The 17418-nt window shown below is 68.8% G+C and carries 20 protein-coding genes; 9 read left to right on the top strand and 11 right to left on the bottom strand.

Features of this window, described 5'->3' with window-relative positions; genetic code table 11:
• Positions 1 to 3 precede the first annotated feature (3 nt).
• The 4 genes from kynB to IB278_RS26160 all read right to left on the bottom strand — a co-directional run bounded on the left by kynB (position 4) and on the right by IB278_RS26160 (position 3206).
• Complete coding sequence (gene kynB / locus IB278_RS26175) at positions 4 to 657, bottom strand: arylformamidase (RefSeq protein ID WP_145741524.1); 654 nt, start codon at positions 655 to 657, stop codon at positions 4 to 6.
• Between the two features lie 75 nt (positions 658 to 732).
• The gene (locus IB278_RS26170; protein ID WP_192326616.1) at positions 733 to 1041 is read right to left on the bottom strand and encodes a YkgJ family cysteine cluster protein; all 309 of its coding nucleotides are present in this window, start codon (positions 1039 to 1041) and stop codon (positions 733 to 735) included.
• Between the two features lie 24 nt (positions 1042 to 1065).
• Entirely contained in the window at positions 1066 to 2001 is a 936-nt protein-coding gene (gene argF / locus IB278_RS26165; RefSeq protein ID WP_055799605.1) for an ornithine carbamoyltransferase, read from the bottom strand.
• Positions 1998 to 3206 (bottom strand): aspartate aminotransferase family protein, encoded by a 1209-nt coding sequence (locus tag IB278_RS26160; protein ID WP_192326614.1) that lies wholly within the window; start codon positions 3204 to 3206, stop codon positions 1998 to 2000. The genes argF and IB278_RS26160 overlap by 4 nt, the downstream gene beginning before the upstream one ends.
• A 160-nt stretch (positions 3207 to 3366) precedes the next feature.
• Between IB278_RS26160 and IB278_RS26155 the strand changes: the two genes are divergently transcribed.
• Positions 3367 to 3687 carry a DUF3579 domain-containing protein gene (locus tag IB278_RS26155; RefSeq protein WP_145741530.1) on the top strand — a complete coding sequence of 107 codons (321 nt, stop codon included), beginning with the start codon at positions 3367 to 3369 and terminating at the stop codon, positions 3685 to 3687.
• Positions 3688 to 3825: 138 nt separating this feature from the next.
• Here IB278_RS26155 and rpsT read toward each other — a convergent pair whose 3' ends face one another.
• Positions 3826 to 4140, bottom strand: coding sequence for a 30S ribosomal protein S20 (rpsT, locus tag IB278_RS26150; RefSeq protein WP_007831346.1), 315 nt, complete (start codon positions 4138 to 4140; stop codon positions 3826 to 3828).
• A 106-nt stretch (positions 4141 to 4246) separates the two neighbouring features.
• On the opposite strand from rpsT, the gene murJ reads away from it, so the two are divergent.
• The 5 genes from murJ to IB278_RS26125 all read left to right on the top strand — a co-directional run bounded on the left by murJ (position 4247) and on the right by IB278_RS26125 (position 8176).
• The gene (gene murJ, locus IB278_RS26145) at positions 4247 to 5800 is read left to right on the top strand and encodes a murein biosynthesis integral membrane protein MurJ (protein WP_192326612.1); all 1554 of its coding nucleotides are present in this window, start codon (positions 4247 to 4249) and stop codon (positions 5798 to 5800) included.
• A gap of 100 nt (positions 5801 to 5900) precedes the next feature.
• On the top strand, positions 5901 to 6752 hold the full coding sequence (locus IB278_RS26140) for a SirB1 family protein (protein ID WP_124957143.1): 852 nt from the start codon (positions 5901 to 5903) through the stop codon (positions 6750 to 6752).
• Positions 6752 to 7180, top strand: a complete 429-nt coding sequence (locus IB278_RS26135; RefSeq protein ID WP_145741534.1) for a bleomycin resistance protein — start codon at positions 6752 to 6754, stop codon at positions 7178 to 7180. Before IB278_RS26140 ends, IB278_RS26135 begins: the two co-directional genes overlap by 1 nt.
• A 129-nt stretch (positions 7181 to 7309) precedes the next feature.
• Complete coding sequence (locus IB278_RS26130; RefSeq protein WP_145741536.1) at positions 7310 to 7732, top strand: YciI family protein; 423 nt, start codon at positions 7310 to 7312, stop codon at positions 7730 to 7732.
• Positions 7733 to 7759: 27 nt separating this feature from the next.
• Entirely contained in the window at positions 7760 to 8176 is a 417-nt protein-coding gene (locus IB278_RS26125; RefSeq protein ID WP_145741538.1) for a YciI family protein, read from the top strand.
• Positions 8177 to 8186: 10 nt separating this feature from the next.
• On the opposite strand, the gene IB278_RS26120 is transcribed toward IB278_RS26125, so the two are convergent.
• A complete protein-coding gene (locus IB278_RS26120; protein ID WP_192326610.1) occupies positions 8187 to 9161 on the bottom strand; it encodes a formylglycine-generating enzyme family protein in 975 nt (324 codons plus the stop codon).
• Between the two features lie 44 nt (positions 9162 to 9205).
• Here IB278_RS26120 and IB278_RS26115 point away from each other — a divergent pair, with 44 nt between their 5' ends.
• Positions 9206 to 10501, top strand: a complete 1296-nt coding sequence (locus IB278_RS26115; protein WP_192326608.1) for an RNA polymerase sigma factor — start codon at positions 9206 to 9208, stop codon at positions 10499 to 10501.
• A gap of 24 nt (positions 10502 to 10525) precedes the next feature.
• Here IB278_RS26115 and IB278_RS26110 read toward each other — a convergent pair whose 3' ends face one another.
• The 5 genes from IB278_RS26110 to purM all read right to left on the bottom strand — a co-directional run bounded on the left by IB278_RS26110 (position 10526) and on the right by purM (position 14940).
• Positions 10526 to 11518 (bottom strand): GlxA family transcriptional regulator, encoded by a 993-nt coding sequence (locus IB278_RS26110; RefSeq protein ID WP_192326606.1) that lies wholly within the window; start codon positions 11516 to 11518, stop codon positions 10526 to 10528.
• Positions 11485 to 12108: a DJ-1/PfpI family protein gene (locus tag IB278_RS26105; RefSeq protein ID WP_145741545.1), complete on the bottom strand. Its 624-nt coding sequence runs from the start codon at positions 12106 to 12108 to the stop codon at positions 11485 to 11487. Before IB278_RS26105 ends, IB278_RS26110 begins: the two co-directional genes overlap by 34 nt.
• Positions 12105 to 12689 (bottom strand): cysteine hydrolase family protein, encoded by a 585-nt coding sequence (locus IB278_RS26100; protein WP_192326604.1) that lies wholly within the window; start codon positions 12687 to 12689, stop codon positions 12105 to 12107. Before IB278_RS26100 ends, IB278_RS26105 begins: the two co-directional genes overlap by 4 nt.
• A gap of 103 nt (positions 12690 to 12792) precedes the next feature.
• Positions 12793 to 13857, bottom strand: coding sequence for an AI-2E family transporter (locus tag IB278_RS26095; protein ID WP_145741549.1), 1065 nt, complete (start codon positions 13855 to 13857; stop codon positions 12793 to 12795).
• A 42-nt stretch (positions 13858 to 13899) separates the two neighbouring features.
• Complete coding sequence (purM, locus tag IB278_RS26090) at positions 13900 to 14940, bottom strand: phosphoribosylformylglycinamidine cyclo-ligase (protein WP_192326602.1); 1041 nt, start codon at positions 14938 to 14940, stop codon at positions 13900 to 13902.
• Between the two features lie 119 nt (positions 14941 to 15059).
• Here purM and hda point away from each other — a divergent pair, with 119 nt between their 5' ends.
• Positions 15060 to 15746, top strand: a complete 687-nt coding sequence (gene hda, locus IB278_RS26085) for a DnaA regulatory inactivator Hda (protein ID WP_223262175.1) — start codon at positions 15060 to 15062, stop codon at positions 15744 to 15746.
• Positions 15747 to 15765: 19 nt separating this feature from the next.
• Complete coding sequence (gene pcnB, locus IB278_RS26080) at positions 15766 to 17397, top strand: polynucleotide adenylyltransferase PcnB (RefSeq protein WP_145741553.1); 1632 nt, start codon at positions 15766 to 15768, stop codon at positions 17395 to 17397.
• Positions 17398 to 17418 lie beyond the last annotated feature (21 nt).

The following is a 17418-nucleotide window of genomic DNA, read 5'->3' as shown; positions in this document are numbered from 1 at the left end:
TTTTCAGCGGGGAAGCTCGCGCAGCACGGCGCGAACCGGGGAGGCATCGGCGCTGACCAGCCTGAGCGGCAGCGCGATGAGTTCGTAGTCGCCCTCGGGCACCTCGTCGAGCACGAGGTTCTCGAGCACGCGCAGGTCGAGGCGGCGGATGCGCTGGTGGCTTTCCAGCGTCTTGCTGTCGGCCGGGTCGATGCTGGCGGTGTCGATGCCGATCAGCTTCACGCCCATGGCCGCGAGCCTTTCGACGGTGGCGGGCGCGTAGGCCGCGAGCTGCGGGTCCCAGTGGGCGACGGGCATGGCGGTGTAGGTACGCACCAGCACGCGCGCGGGCAGGGTGCTGTCGATGGCGTGGGCGATGTGCTCCCACTCGATCAGCGGCCCCTTGGCGATGGCATGGATCACCCGGCAGGGGCCGAGGAAGGGTGCGAGGTCCACGAGGCCGATGGCCTGGCCTTCGGGGTCGTAGTGCAGCGGCGCGTCGGCATGCGCGCCGACGTGGGGCGAGAGCTTGATCTCGCTGACGTTGACCGGGCAATCCGGCGAAATGGTGGCCGCCCAGCGCTGCTGGTAGGGCGTGTCGCCGGGGAACACCGGCGTGCCTTCATGCACGGGCGGCGAGATGTCCCAGAGGCGGGGTTGGGGTTGCAGGGAACGCATGGCGCGAAGTTAGCGCCGGGCGAGAGGTCGTGGTGTCGGTTATTTCCAACACATCGCGTGACCAGATGATGTGTCTCAGGAAGACAGGCCAGGCAGCCCGTGCCGCGCACGGGCCCGCTCGCAGGCGTCGCTGCCGGCCTGCAGCTCATGGCAGGGGTTGGGGCGCCATTCGTAGATGCCACAGGCCACGGCTTGGCCGATCTTGCCGGTGAGCGCGGCGCAGCGCGGCGGCGTGTGATCGGTGCCGCGCATGCGGCAAAGGGTGTGGTTCACTTCGACGGCAAGGCCGGACGGCACCTGTCCGCCGTTCTCGTCGAGTTCGTGGATGCTGAAGTCGACGCGGTAGCTGGCGCAGCAGGCGCCGCATTGCTGGCAATGGGACACGTGGCCGCGCCTTCGGTCAGATGCCTACAGCCGCCCCAGCAGCAGGAACTCCATCAGCGCCTTCTGCGCATGGAGCCGGTTCTCGGCCTCGTCCCACACCACCGACTGCGGGCCGTCGATGACCTCGGCCTGCACTTCCTCGCCGCGGTGCGCGGGCAGGCAGTGCATGAAGAGGGCGTCGGGCTGGGCGATGCGCATCATGTCCTCGTCGACGCACCAGTCGGCAAAGGCCTTGCGGCGGGCCTCGTTCTCGGACTCGTAGCCCATGCTGGTCCAGACGTCGGTGGTCACCAGGTCGGCGCCGCGGCAGGCTTCCATCGGGTCCTTGAAAACCTGGTAGCTGTCGGCCGAGCGCAGGCCCGCCACCGACTGGTCGACCTCGTAGCCGCTGGGCGTGCTCACGTGCACCTTGAAGCCCAGGATCTCGCTGGCCTGCAGCCAGGTGTTGGCCATGTTGTTGCCGTCGCCCACCCAGGCCACGGTCTTGCCCTGGATGGATCCGCGGTGCTCGATGTAGGTGAAGATGTCCGCGAGGATCTGGCAGGGGTGGAACTCGTTGGTCAGGCCGTTGATGACGGGCACGCGCGAGTGCGCGGCGAAGGTGTCGATCTTGGTCTGCTCGTAGGTGCGGATCATCACGAGGTCGACCATGCGGCTGATGACCTTGGCACTGTCCTCGATGGGCTCGGCGCGGCCGAGCTGGCTGTCGCCGGTGGTCAGGTGCACCACGCTGCCGCCGAGCTGGTACATGCCCGCCTCGAAGCTCACGCGGGTGCGCGTGCTGGCCTTCTCGAAGATCATGGCCAGCGTGCGGTCGGTCAGGGGCTGGTGCTTCTCGTAGGTCTTGAACTTCTTCTTGATGATCGCCATGCGATCGAAGAGGTAGGCGTATTCGTCGGCCGTGAAGTCCGAGAACTGCAGGTAGTGGCGGATGGCGTTGGGCGTGGTGGCGGTCGTCATTGCGCTGCAGGCTCCGACAGGAATGTTTTGACGATGGGCGCGAGGATCGCGACGATCTCGTCGGCTTCGGCAATGCTCAGGATGAGCGGCGGCACCAGGCGGATCACCTTGTCGGCCGTCACGCTCAGCAGCAGGCCGGCGTCGCAGGCGCGGTTCAAAATGACGCCGCAGGGCCGGTCGAGCTCGATGCCGAGCATCAGGCCCTGGCCGCGGATTTCCTTCACGCCCGCCAGGCCGCCGATTTCGCGTTCGAGCGCGGCCTTCAGGTGCTCGCCCACGGCGGCGGCGTTCTCGAGCAGCTTGTGCTCTTCCATGATGCGGATGGTTTCGATGCCGGCGCGCATCGCGAGCGGGTTGCCGCCGAAGGTGGTGCCGTGGTTGCCCGGGCCGAAGATGTGGGCGGCCTTGGGGCCAGCCACCACGGCGCCGATCGGCACGCCCGAGCCCAGGCCCTTGGCCAGCGGCATGACGTCGGGCTTGATACCGGCCCACTGGTGCGCGAACCACTTGCCGGTGCGGCCCATGCCGCATTGCACTTCGTCGATCATCATGAGCCAGTCGCGCTGGTCGCACAGGGCGCGCACCTGCCTGAGGTACTCCCAGCGCATCGGGTTGATGCCGCCTTCGCCCTGGATGGTCTCGAAGAACACGGCGACCACGTTGGGGTTGCCTTCGGTGGCCTTTTTCAGCGCCTCGATGTCGTTCAGCGGCACGCGGATGAAGCCCTCGACCAGCGGGCCGAAACCGGCCTGCACCTTCGGGTTGCCGGTGGCCGACAGGGTGGCGATGCTGCGGCCGTGGAAAGCGGCTTCGTACACCACGATCTCGGGCCGCTCGATGCCCTTGTCGTGGCCGAACTTGCGCGCGAGCTTCAGGGCGGCCTCGTTGGCCTCCAGCCCGGTGCAGCAGAAGAAGGCATTGGTCAGGCCCGAGAGCTCGGTCAGCTTGGCGGCCAGCTGTTCCTGGCCGGGCACGTGGTAGTAGTTGGAGCTGTGGATCAGCTTGCTGAGCTGGTCCTGCAGCGCGGGCACCAGCTCGGGGTGGTTGTGGCCCAGCGTGTTCACGGCAATGCCGCCGAGGCCGTCGAGGTAGGCCTTGCCCGCGGTGTCCCAGACTCGGCAGCCCTGGCCGTGCGACAGCGCGATCGGCAGGCGACCGTAGGTGTTCATGACGTGGGGCGAGGTGGGCTGGGCGGTAGCGCTCATTCGGTTCTCCAGATAGGGAACCGCGGATTCTAGGCGTGCGCCTTGACGGCTTCGTTGAGGATTCCGCATTACAGCAATGCCCGCTGCCCGGGAGGCGAAAGGCGCCCGGATAGAATCGCTTGTTGCACCGCAGCACCTGCTGCGGGCGCCTCATTCAACGATGATTTCCCCCACTGCCAAAGAAATCTTCATCCAGGGCATCACCCGCGATGGCCGGACTTTCCGCCCCAGCGACTGGGCCGAGCGGCTGGCCGGCGTGATGTGCTCCTTCCGCCCCGGCGGCGCCTATCCGGGCAGCCACCTGAGCTATTCGCCCTGGTGCATTCCAACCACCATCAACGGGGTCAAGTGCGTGGTGGTGAACCGCGCCCTGCGCGACGCCGAACCCATGGCCTGGGACTTCTGTGTGAATTTCGCGCGCGACAACGACCTGCAGGTGGCCGAGGCCTGCCTGGTGCCCGACGTGCCGCCCAAGGCCTGAGCGGGCGGCCTCCTCCGGCAGGACAGAAGCGATCGGACATGAAAAAACCGCCCGAAGGCGGTTTTTTACACTTTGCTGCAGCGCACCCCGATCAAACGGCGGACCGGAGAATTCCGGTCCGGGCTTGCCTGACAGGTGTCAGGCGGCGGCCTTTTCAGGCGCGAGGGCGAGGGCCTTGACCTTCGCCGACAGGCGGCTCTTGTCGCGAGCAGCCTTGTTCTTGTGGAAGATGCCCTTGTCGGCGACGGTGTCGACGATGCTCTGGGCCTTCGCGAAGAGTTCGCTTGCCTTGGTCTTGTCGCCGGCCAGGACGGCCTTTTCGACATTCTTCACGGCGGTGCGGTATTTGGAGCGCAGCGAGGTGTTCGCAGCGTTGAGCTTGGTGTCCTGGCGGACGCGCTTACGGCCGGAGGCGAGGCGCGGGTTCTTTTTCTTGGGCTTGGCGGATGCCATGGTTTGGTTCCTTAGGTGTCTGAGGATGATGCAGCAAAGCCCTCCATTATAGGCCGGGTTGCCTTTTTCGCCGAATCGGCGCTTGCCGGGCCCTACACTCGCCCCCGTGTCCCTGTTCAAATCCGCTTCCACCGTATCCCTGCTGACCCTCGCTTCGCGGATCACGGGCCTCGTGCGCGACGTGCTTTTTGCCTCGGTGTTCGGCGTCAGCGCGCTGACCGACGCGTTCAACGTCGCCTTCCGCATTCCCAACCTGTTCCGGCGGGTTTTCGGCGAAGGCGCCTTCAGCCAGGCCTTCGTGCCGGTGCTCGCGGCGCGCAAGACCGAAGCCGGCCAGGAGGGCGCCAAGGCGCTGATCGACCATGTCGCCACGCTGCTGACCTGGGCGCTGGTGGTGGTTTGCGTGGCCGGCGTGGCCGGCGCGCCGCTCCTGGTGTGGGCCATGGCCAGCGGGCTGGCGGGCTTCGACGCCGCCGTGGTCATGACGCGCTGGATGTTCCCCTACATCGGCTTCATGTCGCTCGTGGCGCTGGCGGGCGGCATCCTGAACACCTGGCGCAAGTTCGCGGTGCCGGCCGCCTCGCCGGTGCTGCTCAACATCGCGCTGATCCTGGCAATCGTCGTCGGGGCGCCGTTGTTCCGCCGCTACGGCATCGAGCCGATCTATGCCCAGTGCGTGGGCGTGCTGGTCGGCGGCGTGCTGCAGCTGGCCATCCAGATTCCGGCGTTGCGTGCGCTGGGCCTCCTGCCGCGCATCGGTGCGAGTTTCAAGGCCCTGGGCGACGCCTGGCGCGATCCCGCCACGCGCCAGGTGCTGAAGCTGATGCTGCCCGCCCTGCTGGGCGTGAGCGTGGCGCAGATCTCGCTGCTCATCAACACGCAGATCGCCTCGCATCTTGCGGTCGGCAGCGTGACCTGGATCGGCAATGCCGACCGCCTCATGGAGTTTCCGACCGCGATGCTCGGCGTGGCGCTCGGCGTGGTGCTGATGCCGCAGCTGGCCGGCGCCCGCGCGGCCAAGGACGACGCGCGCTACTCGTCGCTGCTCGACCTGGGCCTGCGGCTGGTGGTGCTGCTGTCGGCGCCGTGCGCCGTCGCGCTGCTGCTCTTTGCCCAGCCGCTGGTGGCCGTGCTGTTCCACAACGGCGCCTACCAGGGCGAGGACGTGCAGCGCACCACCGTGGCGCTGATGGGCTACGGCGTCGGGCTGATCGGCCTGGTGGCCATCAAGGTGCTCGCGCCCGGCTACTACGCCAGGCAGGACACGCGCACGCCCATGCTGATCGCCGTGGGCGTGCTGGTGCTGACCCAGGTCCTCAATTTCTTCCTGGTGCCGGTGCTGCAGCATGCGGCGCTCACGCTGACCATTGCCATCGGCGCGCTGGTCAATGCGGTCTGGCTGCTGGTCGGGCTGATCCGCCGCGGCAGCTACAAGCCCGAACCCGGCTGGGGCAAGTTCGCGCTGCAGGTGCTGGCGGGAATGCTGGTGCTCGCGGCCCTGCTGGCATGGGGTTCGCGCCACTTCGACTGGATCGGCCTGCGCGAGCAGCGCTTCCTGCGCATCGGCCTGCTGGCCGCGCTGATCACCGGCGCGGCGCTGCTGTATTTCGCGGTGCTCGCGGCCGTGGGCGTGCGGCTTCGCAGTTTCATGCGCCGGTAAGAGGCCTTGCGTTGCGGCTTTCCGCAACGCAGCCGTTTTCGAACTGCGCAAGCTGAAAACACCGCCTTGACGCTCCCCGAATGCTCCTCTACAAAGACACATGACGTTCAGCTTTCAGGTTCCCACGGCCCTGGCGTATTTCGAATCGCTGGTGCAGAGCGACGAGCACTTTCCGCTGCTGGAGGCTGCCGCCAGCCTCGCGCAGGACGAATACCCCGACCTCGACGTGCAGCAGGTGCTGGGCGACGTCGACCAGCTGCTCGCGCGCCTGAAGCGCCGGCTGCCGGCCGATGCCGCGCCGCTGGCCCGGCTGCGCGCGCTCAACCAGTTCTTCTTCAACGACCTGAACTTCGGCGGCAACGTCAACGACTACTACGACCCCGACAACAGCTACCTGAACGCCGTGCTGCGCACGCGCCGCGGCATTCCCATTTCGCTGGCGGTGCTGTGGATGGAGCTCGCGCAGGGGCTGGGCCTGCAGGCGCGCGGCATCGGCTTTCCGGGCCACTTCATGCTCAAGGTCACGCTGCCCAAGGGGCAGGTGGTGATCGACCCCTTCACCGGCAAGTCGCTCTCGCGCGAAGAGCTCGGCGAGCGGCTCGAACCCTACAAGCGCAGCAACGGGTTGGTCGGCGATTTCGACGTGCCGCTGGGCCTGTACCTGCAGCCCGCCAGCTCGCGCGAGATCATCGGGCGCATGCTGCGCAACCTGAAGGAAGTGCACCGCGCGCAGGAAGACTGGCAGCGCGCCATCGCCGTGCAGGACCGCCTCATCGCGCTGCTGCCCAACGCCTGGGGCGAGTACCGCGACCGCGGTATCGCGCATGCCGAGCAGGGCAACACGGCGGCCGCCGTGCGCGACCTGGAAACCTACCTCGAGCATGCGGAAGACGCGCTCGACGTCGACGTCATTGCGGAGCGCGTCGCGGCGCTGCGGCGCGAATCCGACTGATGGCCACCAGCACCGGCGTGGCCGACGCCCCCGATCTCGGCACCCTGCATGAATTCCACGGCGTGCAGCCCGTGCTGCCGGTGTCCGACGCCGCGCGCGCCGCGCGCTGGTTCCGCGACGTGCTGGGCTTCGAGATCGACTTCATCGCCGGCGAGCCGCCGAGCTACGCGCGGGTCAAGAAGGGCGACCGCAGCTACGGCGACCCGGTCTACCTGCGGCTGTGGCAGTGCAACACCCGCGGGGCGCCGCCCTGGCGCGGCGAGATCGTGATCCACGTGGGCAAGGACATCGACGGCCTGTACGCGGCCTATGCGAAGCGCGGCGTCACGGTGATAGAGCCGCCCGTCTCGCAGCCCTGGGGCCTGCGCGAATTCGCCATCCGCGAGCCCGACGGGCATGTGCTGCGCTTCTGCGGCTATCTGCCCTGAATTCTGATACATAAAATTACAAATAGATCGAGACGGGCGTGTCGATCAGGCTTGCGCTCGCGCGACGTGTGAACAGGAGCGCGCAAATTCCAGCACCTCCCGACTTCATCAACCTTCAGGAGAAACGACATGCGATTCATGGTTCTGGTCAAGGCCAACAAGGATTCCGAAGCCGGCGTGATGCCGAGCACCGAGGTGCTCACCGCCATGGGCAAGTTCAACGAGGAACTGGTCAAGGCCGGCGTGCTGCTGGCGGGCGAAGGGCTGCATCCGTCTTCCAGGGGTGCGCGCGTGCGCTGCGAAGGCCTCAAGCGCACCGTCATCGACGGTCCTTTTGCCGAAACGAAGGAACTGCTCGCGGGTTTCTGGCTGCTTCAGGTCAAATCTAAGGAGGAAGCCATCGAGTGGATCAAGCGCAGCCCGTTCCAGGAGGGCGAGATCGAGATCCGCCAGGTGTTCGAAGCCTCCGATTTCGGCGACTCGATGACGCCCGAACTGCTGGCGCAGGAAGAGCGCCTGCGCGCAGAGGCCTTGGCTAAGGCCGGCAGCTGACAAGACCTTGAAGAGAAGGAGACCGCCATGCGATTCATGCTGCTGATGATTCCCCACGGCTACGAAACCGCCGCGCCCGGCACCATTCCCGACGACGTCGATGCGGTGGCGGCCATGATGGCCTACAACGAGTCGATGCAGAAGGCCGGCGTGCTGATCAGCTGCGACGGCCTGCATCCGCCCTCGATGGGTGCGCGCGTGAGCTTTCCGGGCCGCAAGCCCAAGGTGGTCGACGGCCCCTTCGCCGAGGCCAAGGAAGTGCTCGGCGGCTACTGGATCATCGACGTGCCCTCGCGCGCCGATGCCATCGAATGGGCCACGCGCTGCCCCGGCAGCGAGAACGAGGTCATCGAGGTCCGGCAGATCCAGGAAATTGCCGACTTCCCGCCCGAGGTGCAGGCGCTGACGACCGAATTCGCGTCGATGCAGGCCGTCAAGAAATAGGATCCGCTGGTCAGTCCTCTCGCACCAGCCGGATGCCCACCAGCGTGTAGCGCGTGTCCGGCGCGTTCCAGTTGCGATAGGCCGCCCGGGCATAGAAGGCCCAGGTGTGCCAGGAGCCGCCGCGGCGTACCCGCACTCCGCCTTGGGCGGGGCCCTGCGGGTCGTCGAGCGGCGACTGCGCGTAGTATTTCTCGCCATGCCAGTCGGCCACCCATTCCCACGCATTACCGTGCATGTCGTAAAGGCCCCAGGCGTTCGGCGCAAAGCTGCCGACCGGCGCGGTGAACGCGTAGCCATCGTCGCCGTCCAGCGCCATCGGCTGCCAGCGCGGCCAGTACCGGGCGCTGTTCGCATCGAACACGTTGGCCGCGCCCAGCAGCGAGTGCGGGTCGTCGCCCGAGCTGTAGCGGCTGCGCGTGCCGGCGCGGCAGGCGTATTCCCATTCGGCCTCGGTCGGCAGCCGGTAGCGGCGGCCCTCGGTCTTGCTCAGCCAGGCCGCCAGCGCCTGGGCGTCGTTCCAGGTCACGTTGACGACCGGATGGTCGTCGCCTTGCGCGAAGCCGGGGTTGCGCCAGGAGTAGCGCGGGTCGCGGCCCTCGAAGGCGTCGCCGCGCTTCGTGGTGGCCGGGTCGTAGTCGGCGCGCCAGCCGTAGCCGCCGGTTCCGTCGGCCACCGACTCGGGCACGTAGCCCGAGGCTTCGACGAAGCGCCGGAACTGGCCGACCGTCACCTCGTGCCGGCCCATCCAGAAGGAGTGGGTGATGCGCACCCGGTGAACCGGCCCCTCGTCGCCCAGCTGCGCGAATCGCTCTCTCGGCAGCTGCCCATAGGCGGCGGCCAGCGATTCGGGCGGTTCGTCGCTGCCCATCAGGAACTCGCCGGCCGGCAGCCTGACGAAAGCCATGCCGAGGCTGTTGCGTTCGACCTCGGCGGCTTGGGCACCGCCGAGGACCATGGCCAGGATCAGGAGGCAGCACTGCTTCATGTGCGGATGCTATTGCACCTCCTGGACAATGAGGAAGCGCACGCATGAGCAATGGCAGGAACCAGGAAGCGGTCGGCCGCACCATCGAGGCGGTATGGCGCATCGAATCCGCCAGGATCATCGCCACCGTCGCGCGCATGGTGCGCGACGTGGGCCTGGCCGAGGAACTGGCGCAGGACGCGCTGGTGTCGGCCCTCGAGCAATGGCCCGAAAAAGGCGTGCCCGACAACCCCGCCGCCTGGCTCACCGCCGTGGCCAAGCGCCGCGCGCTCGACCGGCTGCGCCACCGGCAGCTGGCCGAGCACAAGGCGCCCGAGATCGGCCGCGAGCTCGACGCGCAGCACGAGATGGCCCAGGCCGACTTCGCCGAGGCCGTCGATGCGGCCATCGACGACGACATCGGCGACGACCTGCTGCGGCTGGTGTTCACCGCCTGCCATCCCGTGCTTTCGACCGAGGCGCGCGTGGCGCTCACGCTGCGCCTGATGGGCGGCCTCGGCACCGACGAGATCGCCCGTGCCTTTCTCGTGCCCGAAGCCACCGTGGCGCAGCGCATCGTGCGCGCCAAGCGCACGCTGCTCGAAGCGCGCGTGCCCTTCGAGGTGCCGCGCCGGCATGAACTCGAAGCGCGGCTCGCCTCGGTGCTCGAGGTGCTCTACCTGATCTTCAACGAAGGCTACTCGGCCACGGCCGGCGACGACTGGATGCGCCCCGCGCTGTGCGAGGAAGCCATGCGCCTGGGCCGCATCGTGGCCGAGCTGATGCCCGATGCCTCGGAAGTGCATGGCCTGGTGGCGCTGATGGAAATCCAGGCCTCGCGCACCGCCGCGCGCGTGGGCGCCTCGGGCGAGCCGGTGCTGCTGCTCGAGCAGAACCGCGCGCGCTGGGACCACATGCTGATCCGGCGCGGCCTGGCGGCACTGGCGCGTGCCGAGGCGCTTGGCGGCGCCTTCGGCCCGTATGCGCTGCAGGCGGCCATTGCCGCCTGCCATGGCCGCGCGCGCACGGCAGAAGACACCGACTGGCCGCGCATCGCTGCGCTGTACGACGCGCTGGCCGAGCTGTCGCCATCGCCCATCGTCGAATTGAACCGCGCGGTGGCGCTGTCGATGGCTTTCGGGCCGGCCGCGGGGCTCGAGGTGGTGGATGCGCTCGTGGGCGAGCCGGCGCTGCGGGCCTACCACCTGCTGCCGGCGGTGCGCGGCGACCTGTTGCTGAAGCTCGGGCGCCGCGACGAGGCGCAGAAGGAGTTCGACCGCGCCGCCTCGCTCACGCGCAACACGCGCGAGCGGACCCTGCTGCTGGCGCGTGCGCGGGCCTGTGCGGCTGCGCAGGGCTGAGGTTCCTCAAGAAGCCGGCCGCCGCTACCCCTTCAACGCCGAGGCCGAAGGCGAACCGGGCAATCCGAACTGGTGCCAGGCGCGCCGCAGCTGCGTGTCCGAGCCGAAGCCCGAGATTTCCGCCGCCCGCGTCACGCTCGCGCCCGAGGCCAGCGCAAGCTGCGCGGCCGCCAGCCGCAGCCGCCGCAGGTAGGCCAGCGGCGCCACGCCCGCATGCTCGACGAACAGCCGCGTCAGGTGCCGTGCCGAGGTGTGGGCCACTTCCGCCATCCGCGGCACGCTCCAGTCGGCCTGCGGCTGCTCGCTGACGGCGTCCTGCACGCGGTGCAGTGCGGCGTGCAGGTGGTTGCGGTAGGCCAGGAAGGGCGACAGCTCCGGATCGTGCGGACCGCGCCGCTGCGCCACCACCATCGTCTGCGCCACCTGGGCGGCCAGTGCTTCGCCGCACACATCGGCGATGCGGTGCAGCACCAGGTCGATGCCGGTGGTGACGCCCGCGCTGCTGTACACCGGCGGATCGATCACGAACACGCGGTTGGCCACCACCTCGCAGCGCGGCTCCACCGCGCGCAGTTCGTCGAGGTGATGGTGGTGCGTGGTGGCGCGCCGGCCGGAGAGCGCACCGGCGTGCGCGGCCAGCAGCGCGCCGGCGCAGACGGTGACCAGCTCGAGCCGGCCGGGTTCGAAGCGCTGGCCGCGCAGCCAGTGCAGCAGCTCCTGCGTCTCGGCGTTGTCGATCGGGATGGCGTCTCCGGGCAGCCCGACCAGCACGAGCCAGGCCGGGCTCGGCCATTGCGTCGGCAAGGGCGCGATGTTGGCGAGCGCAACGCCCACGGATCCGATCGAGGTGGGACGCGGGCCCGCGAATTCGATCTCGAAGCGCTCGGGCTGGCCGGCCGCGTGCAGCCGCTGGTTCGCGATGCGCAGCGCCTCGGCCGGGCCGGCCCAGTCGAGCACCAGGCTGCCCGGCAGCAGCACGAACACTACGCGGATGGGCTGCTGCTGTTGGAGGTCCATGCGTAGTCCATCTGGCGCGCCGTGCGTTCGGCCAGCGTGCGGCCGGCCAGCCGTTCGACCAGGTAGAGGCTCATGTCGATGCCCGCGCTGATGCCCGCGGAACTGACGATGCGGCCGCTGTCGACCCAGCGCTCGTTTTCGCGCACGTCGAGCGAGGGGAACTGCTCGCGCAAGTCTGCAATGTCTTCCCAGTGCGTGGTGACGGCTTCGCGCGTGGCCACGCCGCTCTTGGCGAGCAGGAAGACGCCGGTACAGACCGAGGCGACGAGCTGCGCGCCGGCCGCGCAACCGGCGATCCAGCGTAGGGTGGCGGCGCTTGCCATGGGCGCATCGACCACGCCGCCGGGCACGATCAGCAGGTCGGCCTTCGGATCCGCGTCCAGGTCGTGGTCGGCCAGCAGGCGCAGGCCGGCGCGTGCCTGCACGGGCTGGCTGGCGCTCGCCGCCACCGAAGCCACCTCGAAAGGCGCCGGCGTACCGGGATCCATGCGCTGGCTCACGCGGCTCGCGGTGGTGAACACCTCGAACGGCCCCGCGAAGTCGAGCGCCTCGACGCCGTCGTAGGCGAGGATCAGTACGCGAAGGCTCATGCGGCCAGGCTTTCCGTGGCGTGGGCGCCGGCGCGCTCGAGCGCCTGCGCCACGCTGCAGACCGTGGCGAACCGGCCATCCAGCACAGCCGCCGTGCGCGCCTTGATATCGGCGGCGGCAAGCGGCCGGCCGTCGGGTTGCGGCATGTCGAAGGTCAGCGTGGCCTCGGTCACGTAGTCGACCTCCCAGCCCAGGTCCGAGCCGTGGCGCGCCGTGGTTTCGCAGCATTGCTCGGTGCGGATGCCGCTCACGATCAGCCGGCCGATGCCCTGCTGCGTGAGCCAGATGTCGAGCCCGCTGTTGACCAGCGCGCTGTGGCGGTGCTTGGTGAAGGTGGCCGCTGCCTCAAATGGCGCCAGGCCGTCGATCGGCCGCACGAAGCCCGACTCGACCGCGAAGGGATGGCTTGCGGCAGCGGGACCGTCGACGTGGAAGACGCGCACGATCGGAAGACCGGCGGCCAGGCAGCCCTCGATCAGCGCGTTCTGGGCAGCGAAATAGGGCTGCGCAACGCGCTCGGACCAGTACGCGCGCTGGCGAAACGATTCCTGCGCGTCGATCACAATCAGACAGGATTTCATGGCGTTGGCTCGAAACGGCGAAGTGGATGATGCCGCCTATTCTTCTGCGCCGCCAGGGCACGGTCCGCGCCGAAGCGGACCAGAACCGATCAAATCAGGACATCTAGACAAGCCCCGCGGCCTGCAGCTCTTTCTTGAGGTACGCGTAGAAGAGCGGCGCCGCCACCAGTCCAGCCGGGCCGAACACCGCCTCGGCCACGAACATCACCGCCAGCAGCTCCCACACCCGCATCTGCGTGCGGCTGCCGACCACCTTGGCGTTGATCACGTATTCGGCCTTGTGGATGATGATCAGGAACGCCAGGCAAGCCAGCGCCGTCACGGGCGACACCGACAGCGCCACCAGCGTGATCACCGAGTTGCAGACCAGGTTGCCGACGATGGGCACCAGGCCCGCCACGAAGGTCAGCGTGATCAGCGCCGGCGTGTAGGGCAGGTGGCGGCCCCAGAGCGGCATCAGGAACAGCAGGAAGATGGCGGTCAGCAGCGTGTTGAAGGCGGCGATCCAGAACTGCGCGGCCACGATCTGGCCGAAGGCCTCGCCGAAGATGGCGATGCGGCGGTGCAGCTGCGCGGCGAGCGGCCGGCGCTGCAGCGGCGAGGGTGCGATGGCCGCCAGCCCGCCGACGATGAGCCCCACGTAGGCAAACAGCAGGCCGCCGAGCCACGCCCGTCCGGCCAGCGCCAGCGATCCGGCCTGGGCACGCAGGTAGTTGGCGACCACGCGCTGCACCTCGGCCGCGCCTTCGGGCAGGTAGACCGCAATCTCGGGCGGGAGCTTGAGCCGCAGTTCGAGCACCGTGCGCGCCGTGTAGTCGAGCAGTTCGCGGTACTGGTCGGGCGCGTCGAGGATGTACTCGCGCGCCTGCGACAGGCCCAGCGAGATCAGCGCAATGGGCGCCAGCAGCACCAGCGTGACCGCCAGCACCCGGGCCAGCACGTCGGCACGCCCGGACGGCAGCTTCAGCCGCGCCAGGCCGGCGCCGATCAGCCGCGCGAACCAGCGGGTGGCCAGGAAGCCGATGCACACGCACAGCAGGCCGGGCAGCAGGTGCTGCCACATCACCAGCAGCAGGGCGGCCGGCATCAGCAGGTAGCTGGCCAGCACCACGTTGCGCGAGGCGGCCTGGGGCTTGGTCTCGAAGGTGGCGAGGGAGGGTTTGGCCATCAGGTTCCGGGTGCTGCGCTTGCGAGCCTGGCAGCGGGGAGATCAGCCAACCACGACGGCGGCGCCCGCGCCGCGTTCGGCGATGGTGCCGATCTCGAACACCGACTCGCCGGCCGCGCGCAGCGTGGCGGCGCAGGCGGCCGCTTCGGCCGCATCGATCACCACCACCATGCCGATGCCGTTGTTGAAGGTGCGGTTCATCTCGAGGTCGTCGATGCCGGCCACCTTCTGCAGCCAGGCGAAGAGCTCGGTCTGCGGCCAGCTGCCCTTCTTGAGGTGGGCGGCCGTGCCTTCGGGCAGCACGCGCGGAATGTTCTCGAGCAGGCCGCCGCCCGTGATGTGGGCCAGCGCCTTGATCGGGTGCCTGGCCAGCGCCTCGAGCACCGGCTTCACGTAAAGGTGGGTGGGCTCCATCACGGCTTCGCGGAACGGCTTGCCGTCGAGCGTGGCGGGCAGATCGGCGCCCGCGCGTTCGATCACCTTGCGCACCAGGCTGAAGCCGTTGGAATGCACGCCGGCCGAGGCCAGGCCCAGCACCACGTCGCCGGGCTTCACGTTCTGGCCCGTGAGGATCTTCGACTTTTCGACCGCGCCGACCGCGAAGCCCGCCAGGTCGTACTCGCCGGCCGGGTACATGCCGGGCATTTCGGCGGTTTCGCCGCCGATCAGCGCGCAGCCGGAGATCTCGCAGCCGCGGGCGATGCCGCCGATCACGGCCGCGGCCGTGTCCACGTCGAGCTTGCCGCAGGCGAAATAGTCGAGGAAGAACAGGGGCTCGGCGCCCTGCACCAGCACGTCGTTGACGCTCATGGCCACCAGGTCGATGCCGACCGTGTCGTGCATGTTCCATTCGAAGGCCAGCTTGAGCTTGGTGCCCACGCCGTCGGTGCCGCTCACCAGCACCGGCTCCTTGTAGCGCTTGGGCACCTCGAACAGCGCGCCGAAGCCGCCGATGCCGGCCAGCACGCCTTCGCGCAGGGTCTTCTTGGCCAGCGGCTTGATGCGGTCGACCAGTGCGTCGCCGGCATCGATATCGACACCTGCATCCTTGTAGCTGAGCGGGGTGGGCGTGGGGGAAGTCATGGTCGGACGGTGTCGAGAAGGGCGGGAAGGTGGAGGCGCCGGCGACCGAAGCGGCCGGGCCGATAGAATTCCTCACGATTTTAAGGGCCCTCCGGGCCCCCTCCATGAACCTTCCCGGGATGAAACAGCTCGCGCTCGATATCGGCATTGCGACGGGCCCCAGCTTCGACGCTTTTTTTGCCGGCCCGAACGAGGCGGCGCTGCGGCACCTGCAACTGTGGGTGGGCGGCGCCGGCAGCGCCGTGCCCCACTCTCCCGTGCCCACCTATCTTTGGGGCGAAGGCGGCAGCGGCAAGACCCATCTGCTCGAATCGGTGCGTGTCGCGCTGCGCGAGCAGGGCGCGAGCGTGGGCTGGCTGCATGCCGGCCTGCTGGAGCCGCCCGAATTCGACGAGCGCTGGGGTGCCGTGCTGCTCGACGACGTGCACCTCTACACCGCCGTGCAGCAGCACGCGGCCTTCAACTGGTTCGTCAATGCGCAGACCCTGCAGCGCGGCGTGGTGGCCGCGGGCGCGCTGCCGCCGGCCGACCTGCCGCTGCGCGAAGACCTCCGCACCCGGCTGGGCTGGGGCCATGTGTTCCACCTGCAGGTGCTGAGCGAAAGCGAACGCCGCGCGGTGCTGCGCCAGGCCGCCGACACGCGCGGCGTCATGCTGTCGGACGAGGTGCTCGACTACATGCTGCACCGCTTCAGCCGCGACTTGGGCAGCCTGATGGAGCTGCTCACGCAGCTCGACGGCTACGCCCTTCAGACACAGCGCGCGATCACGATCCCGCTGATCCGATCCATGCTCGAAAACGAATAGAGAAGAGCTTCAACCAACAATGATCAAGAAATTCATCGACAAGCTGCTCGGCAAATCGGCCGGCGGCGCACAGGGCAAGAGCCGCTTCGGCAAGCGCCAGGAGGTGCCGGCAGAGGTTCACAAGATCGATCCAGCCCTGGTCGACGAACGTGCCAGGAACGTCGTCACCACGCTCCAGCAGGCGGGCTACGAGGCCTACGTGGTGGGCGGCGCAGTGCGCGACCTGCTGCTGGGGCTGCGCCCCAAGGACTTCGACGTGGCCACCAACGCCACGCCCGAGCAGGTCAAGTCGCTCTTCCGGCGCGCCTTCATCATCGGGCGGCGCTTTCGCATCGTGCACGTGGTGTACGGCCGCGGCCGCGAGCACGAAGTGATCGAGGTCTCGACCTTCCGCGCCTACATGGACAACGCCGCCGCCGAGCAGGTAGCCGGCAACGAGCGCACCAGCAAGGGCGAACTCGCGAGCATGAAGCATGCGGTGGACGCCAGCGGCCGCGTGCTGCGCGACAACGTCTGGGGCCCGCAGGAAGAAGACGCGGCGCGCCGCGACTTCACCGTGAACGCCATGTACTACGACCCGGCCAACCAGGTCGTGGTCGACTACCACAACGGCATCCGCGATGCCCAGAAGCTCACGCTGCGCATGATCGGCGACCCGGCCACGCGCTACCGCGAGGACCCGGTGCGCATCATCCGCGCGATCCGCTTCTCGGCCAAGCTCGCGGCGCTCGGCTTCAAGATGGAAGCCAAGACGGCCGCGCCGCTGGTCGAATCGAGCAAGCTGCTGGCCGACGTGCCCCAAAGCCGCCTGTTCGACGAAATGCTCAAGCTGCTGCAGACCGGCCATGCCATTGCCACCGTCGAGCAGCTGCGCAAGCTGGGGCTCGCCAAGGGCATCTATCCGCTGCTCGACGTGGTGGTGGAGCGGGCCGACCAGCCCTTCGTGAAGGCGGCGCTGCAGGACACCGACCGCCGCGTCGGCGAAGGCAAGCCCGTGGCGCCGAGCTTCTTGCTGGCCTGCGTGCTGTGGGCCGACGTGCGCGACGGCTGGGCGCAGCGTGTCGAGGGCCGGCATGGCCAGCGCCCGCAGCCGCCGTTCCCGGCGCTCCAGGACGCGATCGACGACGTGTTCAACGCCCGCATCGGCGATGTCTCGGGCCGCGGCAAGCTCGCTGCCGACATGCGCGAGATCTGGATGATGCAGCCGCGCTTCGACAAGCGCACCGGCTCCACCCCCTACAGCCTGGTCGACCAGGCGCGCTTCCGCGCCGCCTTCGACTTCATGCGGCTGCGCGCCGACGTGGGCGAGGTCAGCGAGGCCATTGCCGAGTGGTGGCAGGAGTTCAGCATCGCCGACGACGTGCGCCAGCAAGACCTGCTGGAGCAGGTGCGCGACGAGCAGAAGACCCGCCAGCGCGTGCGAACGCGCGACCCGGTCGCTCCCAAGCCCTCCCGCGGCGAACCGGCGCCGCGCCAGCGCCAGCCCGATGCCGACACGCGTCAGGGCGACGAGGCCGAGGAAGTCGAAGTCGAAGCCGGCGCCGTGCCGCCCGACGGCGAGCCGGCCGCGCCGCGCAAGCGCCGCCGTCGCCGCAAGCCGCGCACCGGAGGTGGTGGCGGCGAGGGCGGCGGGAGCGCCGCAGCCGAATGAGCGCACCGAACCGGCCGAAGG

Origin of the sequence: Variovorax sp. VRV01 (genome assembly GCF_014852545.1) — a bacterium.
Taxonomy (GTDB): domain Bacteria; phylum Pseudomonadota; class Gammaproteobacteria; order Burkholderiales; family Burkholderiaceae_C; genus Variovorax; species Variovorax beijingensis_A.
Note: the sequence above shows the minus strand (reverse complement) of the source record. Positions and strands in the feature narration are given on the sequence as shown.

Excerpts from the sequence above, each read along its gene's own strand:
- kynB (WP_145741524.1), bottom strand. The coding sequence starts at position 657 with ATGCGTTCCCTGCAACCCCAACCCCGCCTCTGGGACATCTCGCCGCCC.
- argF (WP_055799605.1), bottom strand. The coding sequence starts at position 2,001 with ATGACGACCGCCACCACGCCCAACGCCATCCGCCACTACCTGCAGTTC.
- IB278_RS26160 (WP_192326614.1), bottom strand. The coding sequence starts at position 3,206 with ATGAGCGCTACCGCCCAGCCCACCTCGCCCCACGTCATGAACACCTAC.
- IB278_RS26155 (WP_145741530.1), top strand. The coding sequence starts at position 3,367 with ATGATTTCCCCCACTGCCAAAGAAATCTTCATCCAGGGCATCACCCGC.
- rpsT (WP_007831346.1), bottom strand. The coding sequence starts at position 4,140 with ATGGCATCCGCCAAGCCCAAGAAAAAGAACCCGCGCCTCGCCTCCGGC.
- IB278_RS26140 (WP_124957143.1), top strand. The coding sequence starts at position 5,901 with ATGACGTTCAGCTTTCAGGTTCCCACGGCCCTGGCGTATTTCGAATCG.
- IB278_RS26135 (WP_145741534.1), top strand. The coding sequence starts at position 6,752 with ATGGCCACCAGCACCGGCGTGGCCGACGCCCCCGATCTCGGCACCCTG.
- IB278_RS26130 (WP_145741536.1), top strand. The coding sequence starts at position 7,310 with ATGCGATTCATGGTTCTGGTCAAGGCCAACAAGGATTCCGAAGCCGGC.
- IB278_RS26125 (WP_145741538.1), top strand. The coding sequence starts at position 7,760 with ATGCGATTCATGCTGCTGATGATTCCCCACGGCTACGAAACCGCCGCG.
- IB278_RS26120 (WP_192326610.1), bottom strand. The coding sequence starts at position 9,161 with ATGAAGCAGTGCTGCCTCCTGATCCTGGCCATGGTCCTCGGCGGTGCC.
- IB278_RS26115 (WP_192326608.1), top strand. The coding sequence starts at position 9,206 with ATGAGCAATGGCAGGAACCAGGAAGCGGTCGGCCGCACCATCGAGGCG.
- IB278_RS26110 (WP_192326606.1), bottom strand. The coding sequence starts at position 11,518 with ATGGACCTCCAACAGCAGCAGCCCATCCGCGTAGTGTTCGTGCTGCTG.
- IB278_RS26105 (WP_145741545.1), bottom strand. The coding sequence starts at position 12,108 with ATGAGCCTTCGCGTACTGATCCTCGCCTACGACGGCGTCGAGGCGCTC.
- IB278_RS26100 (WP_192326604.1), bottom strand. The coding sequence starts at position 12,689 with ATGAAATCCTGTCTGATTGTGATCGACGCGCAGGAATCGTTTCGCCAG.
- IB278_RS26095 (WP_145741549.1), bottom strand. The coding sequence starts at position 13,857 with ATGGCCAAACCCTCCCTCGCCACCTTCGAGACCAAGCCCCAGGCCGCC.
- purM (WP_192326602.1), bottom strand. The coding sequence starts at position 14,940 with ATGACTTCCCCCACGCCCACCCCGCTCAGCTACAAGGATGCAGGTGTC.
- hda (WP_223262175.1), top strand. The coding sequence starts at position 15,060 with ATGAAACAGCTCGCGCTCGATATCGGCATTGCGACGGGCCCCAGCTTC.
- pcnB (WP_145741553.1), top strand. The coding sequence starts at position 15,766 with ATGATCAAGAAATTCATCGACAAGCTGCTCGGCAAATCGGCCGGCGGC.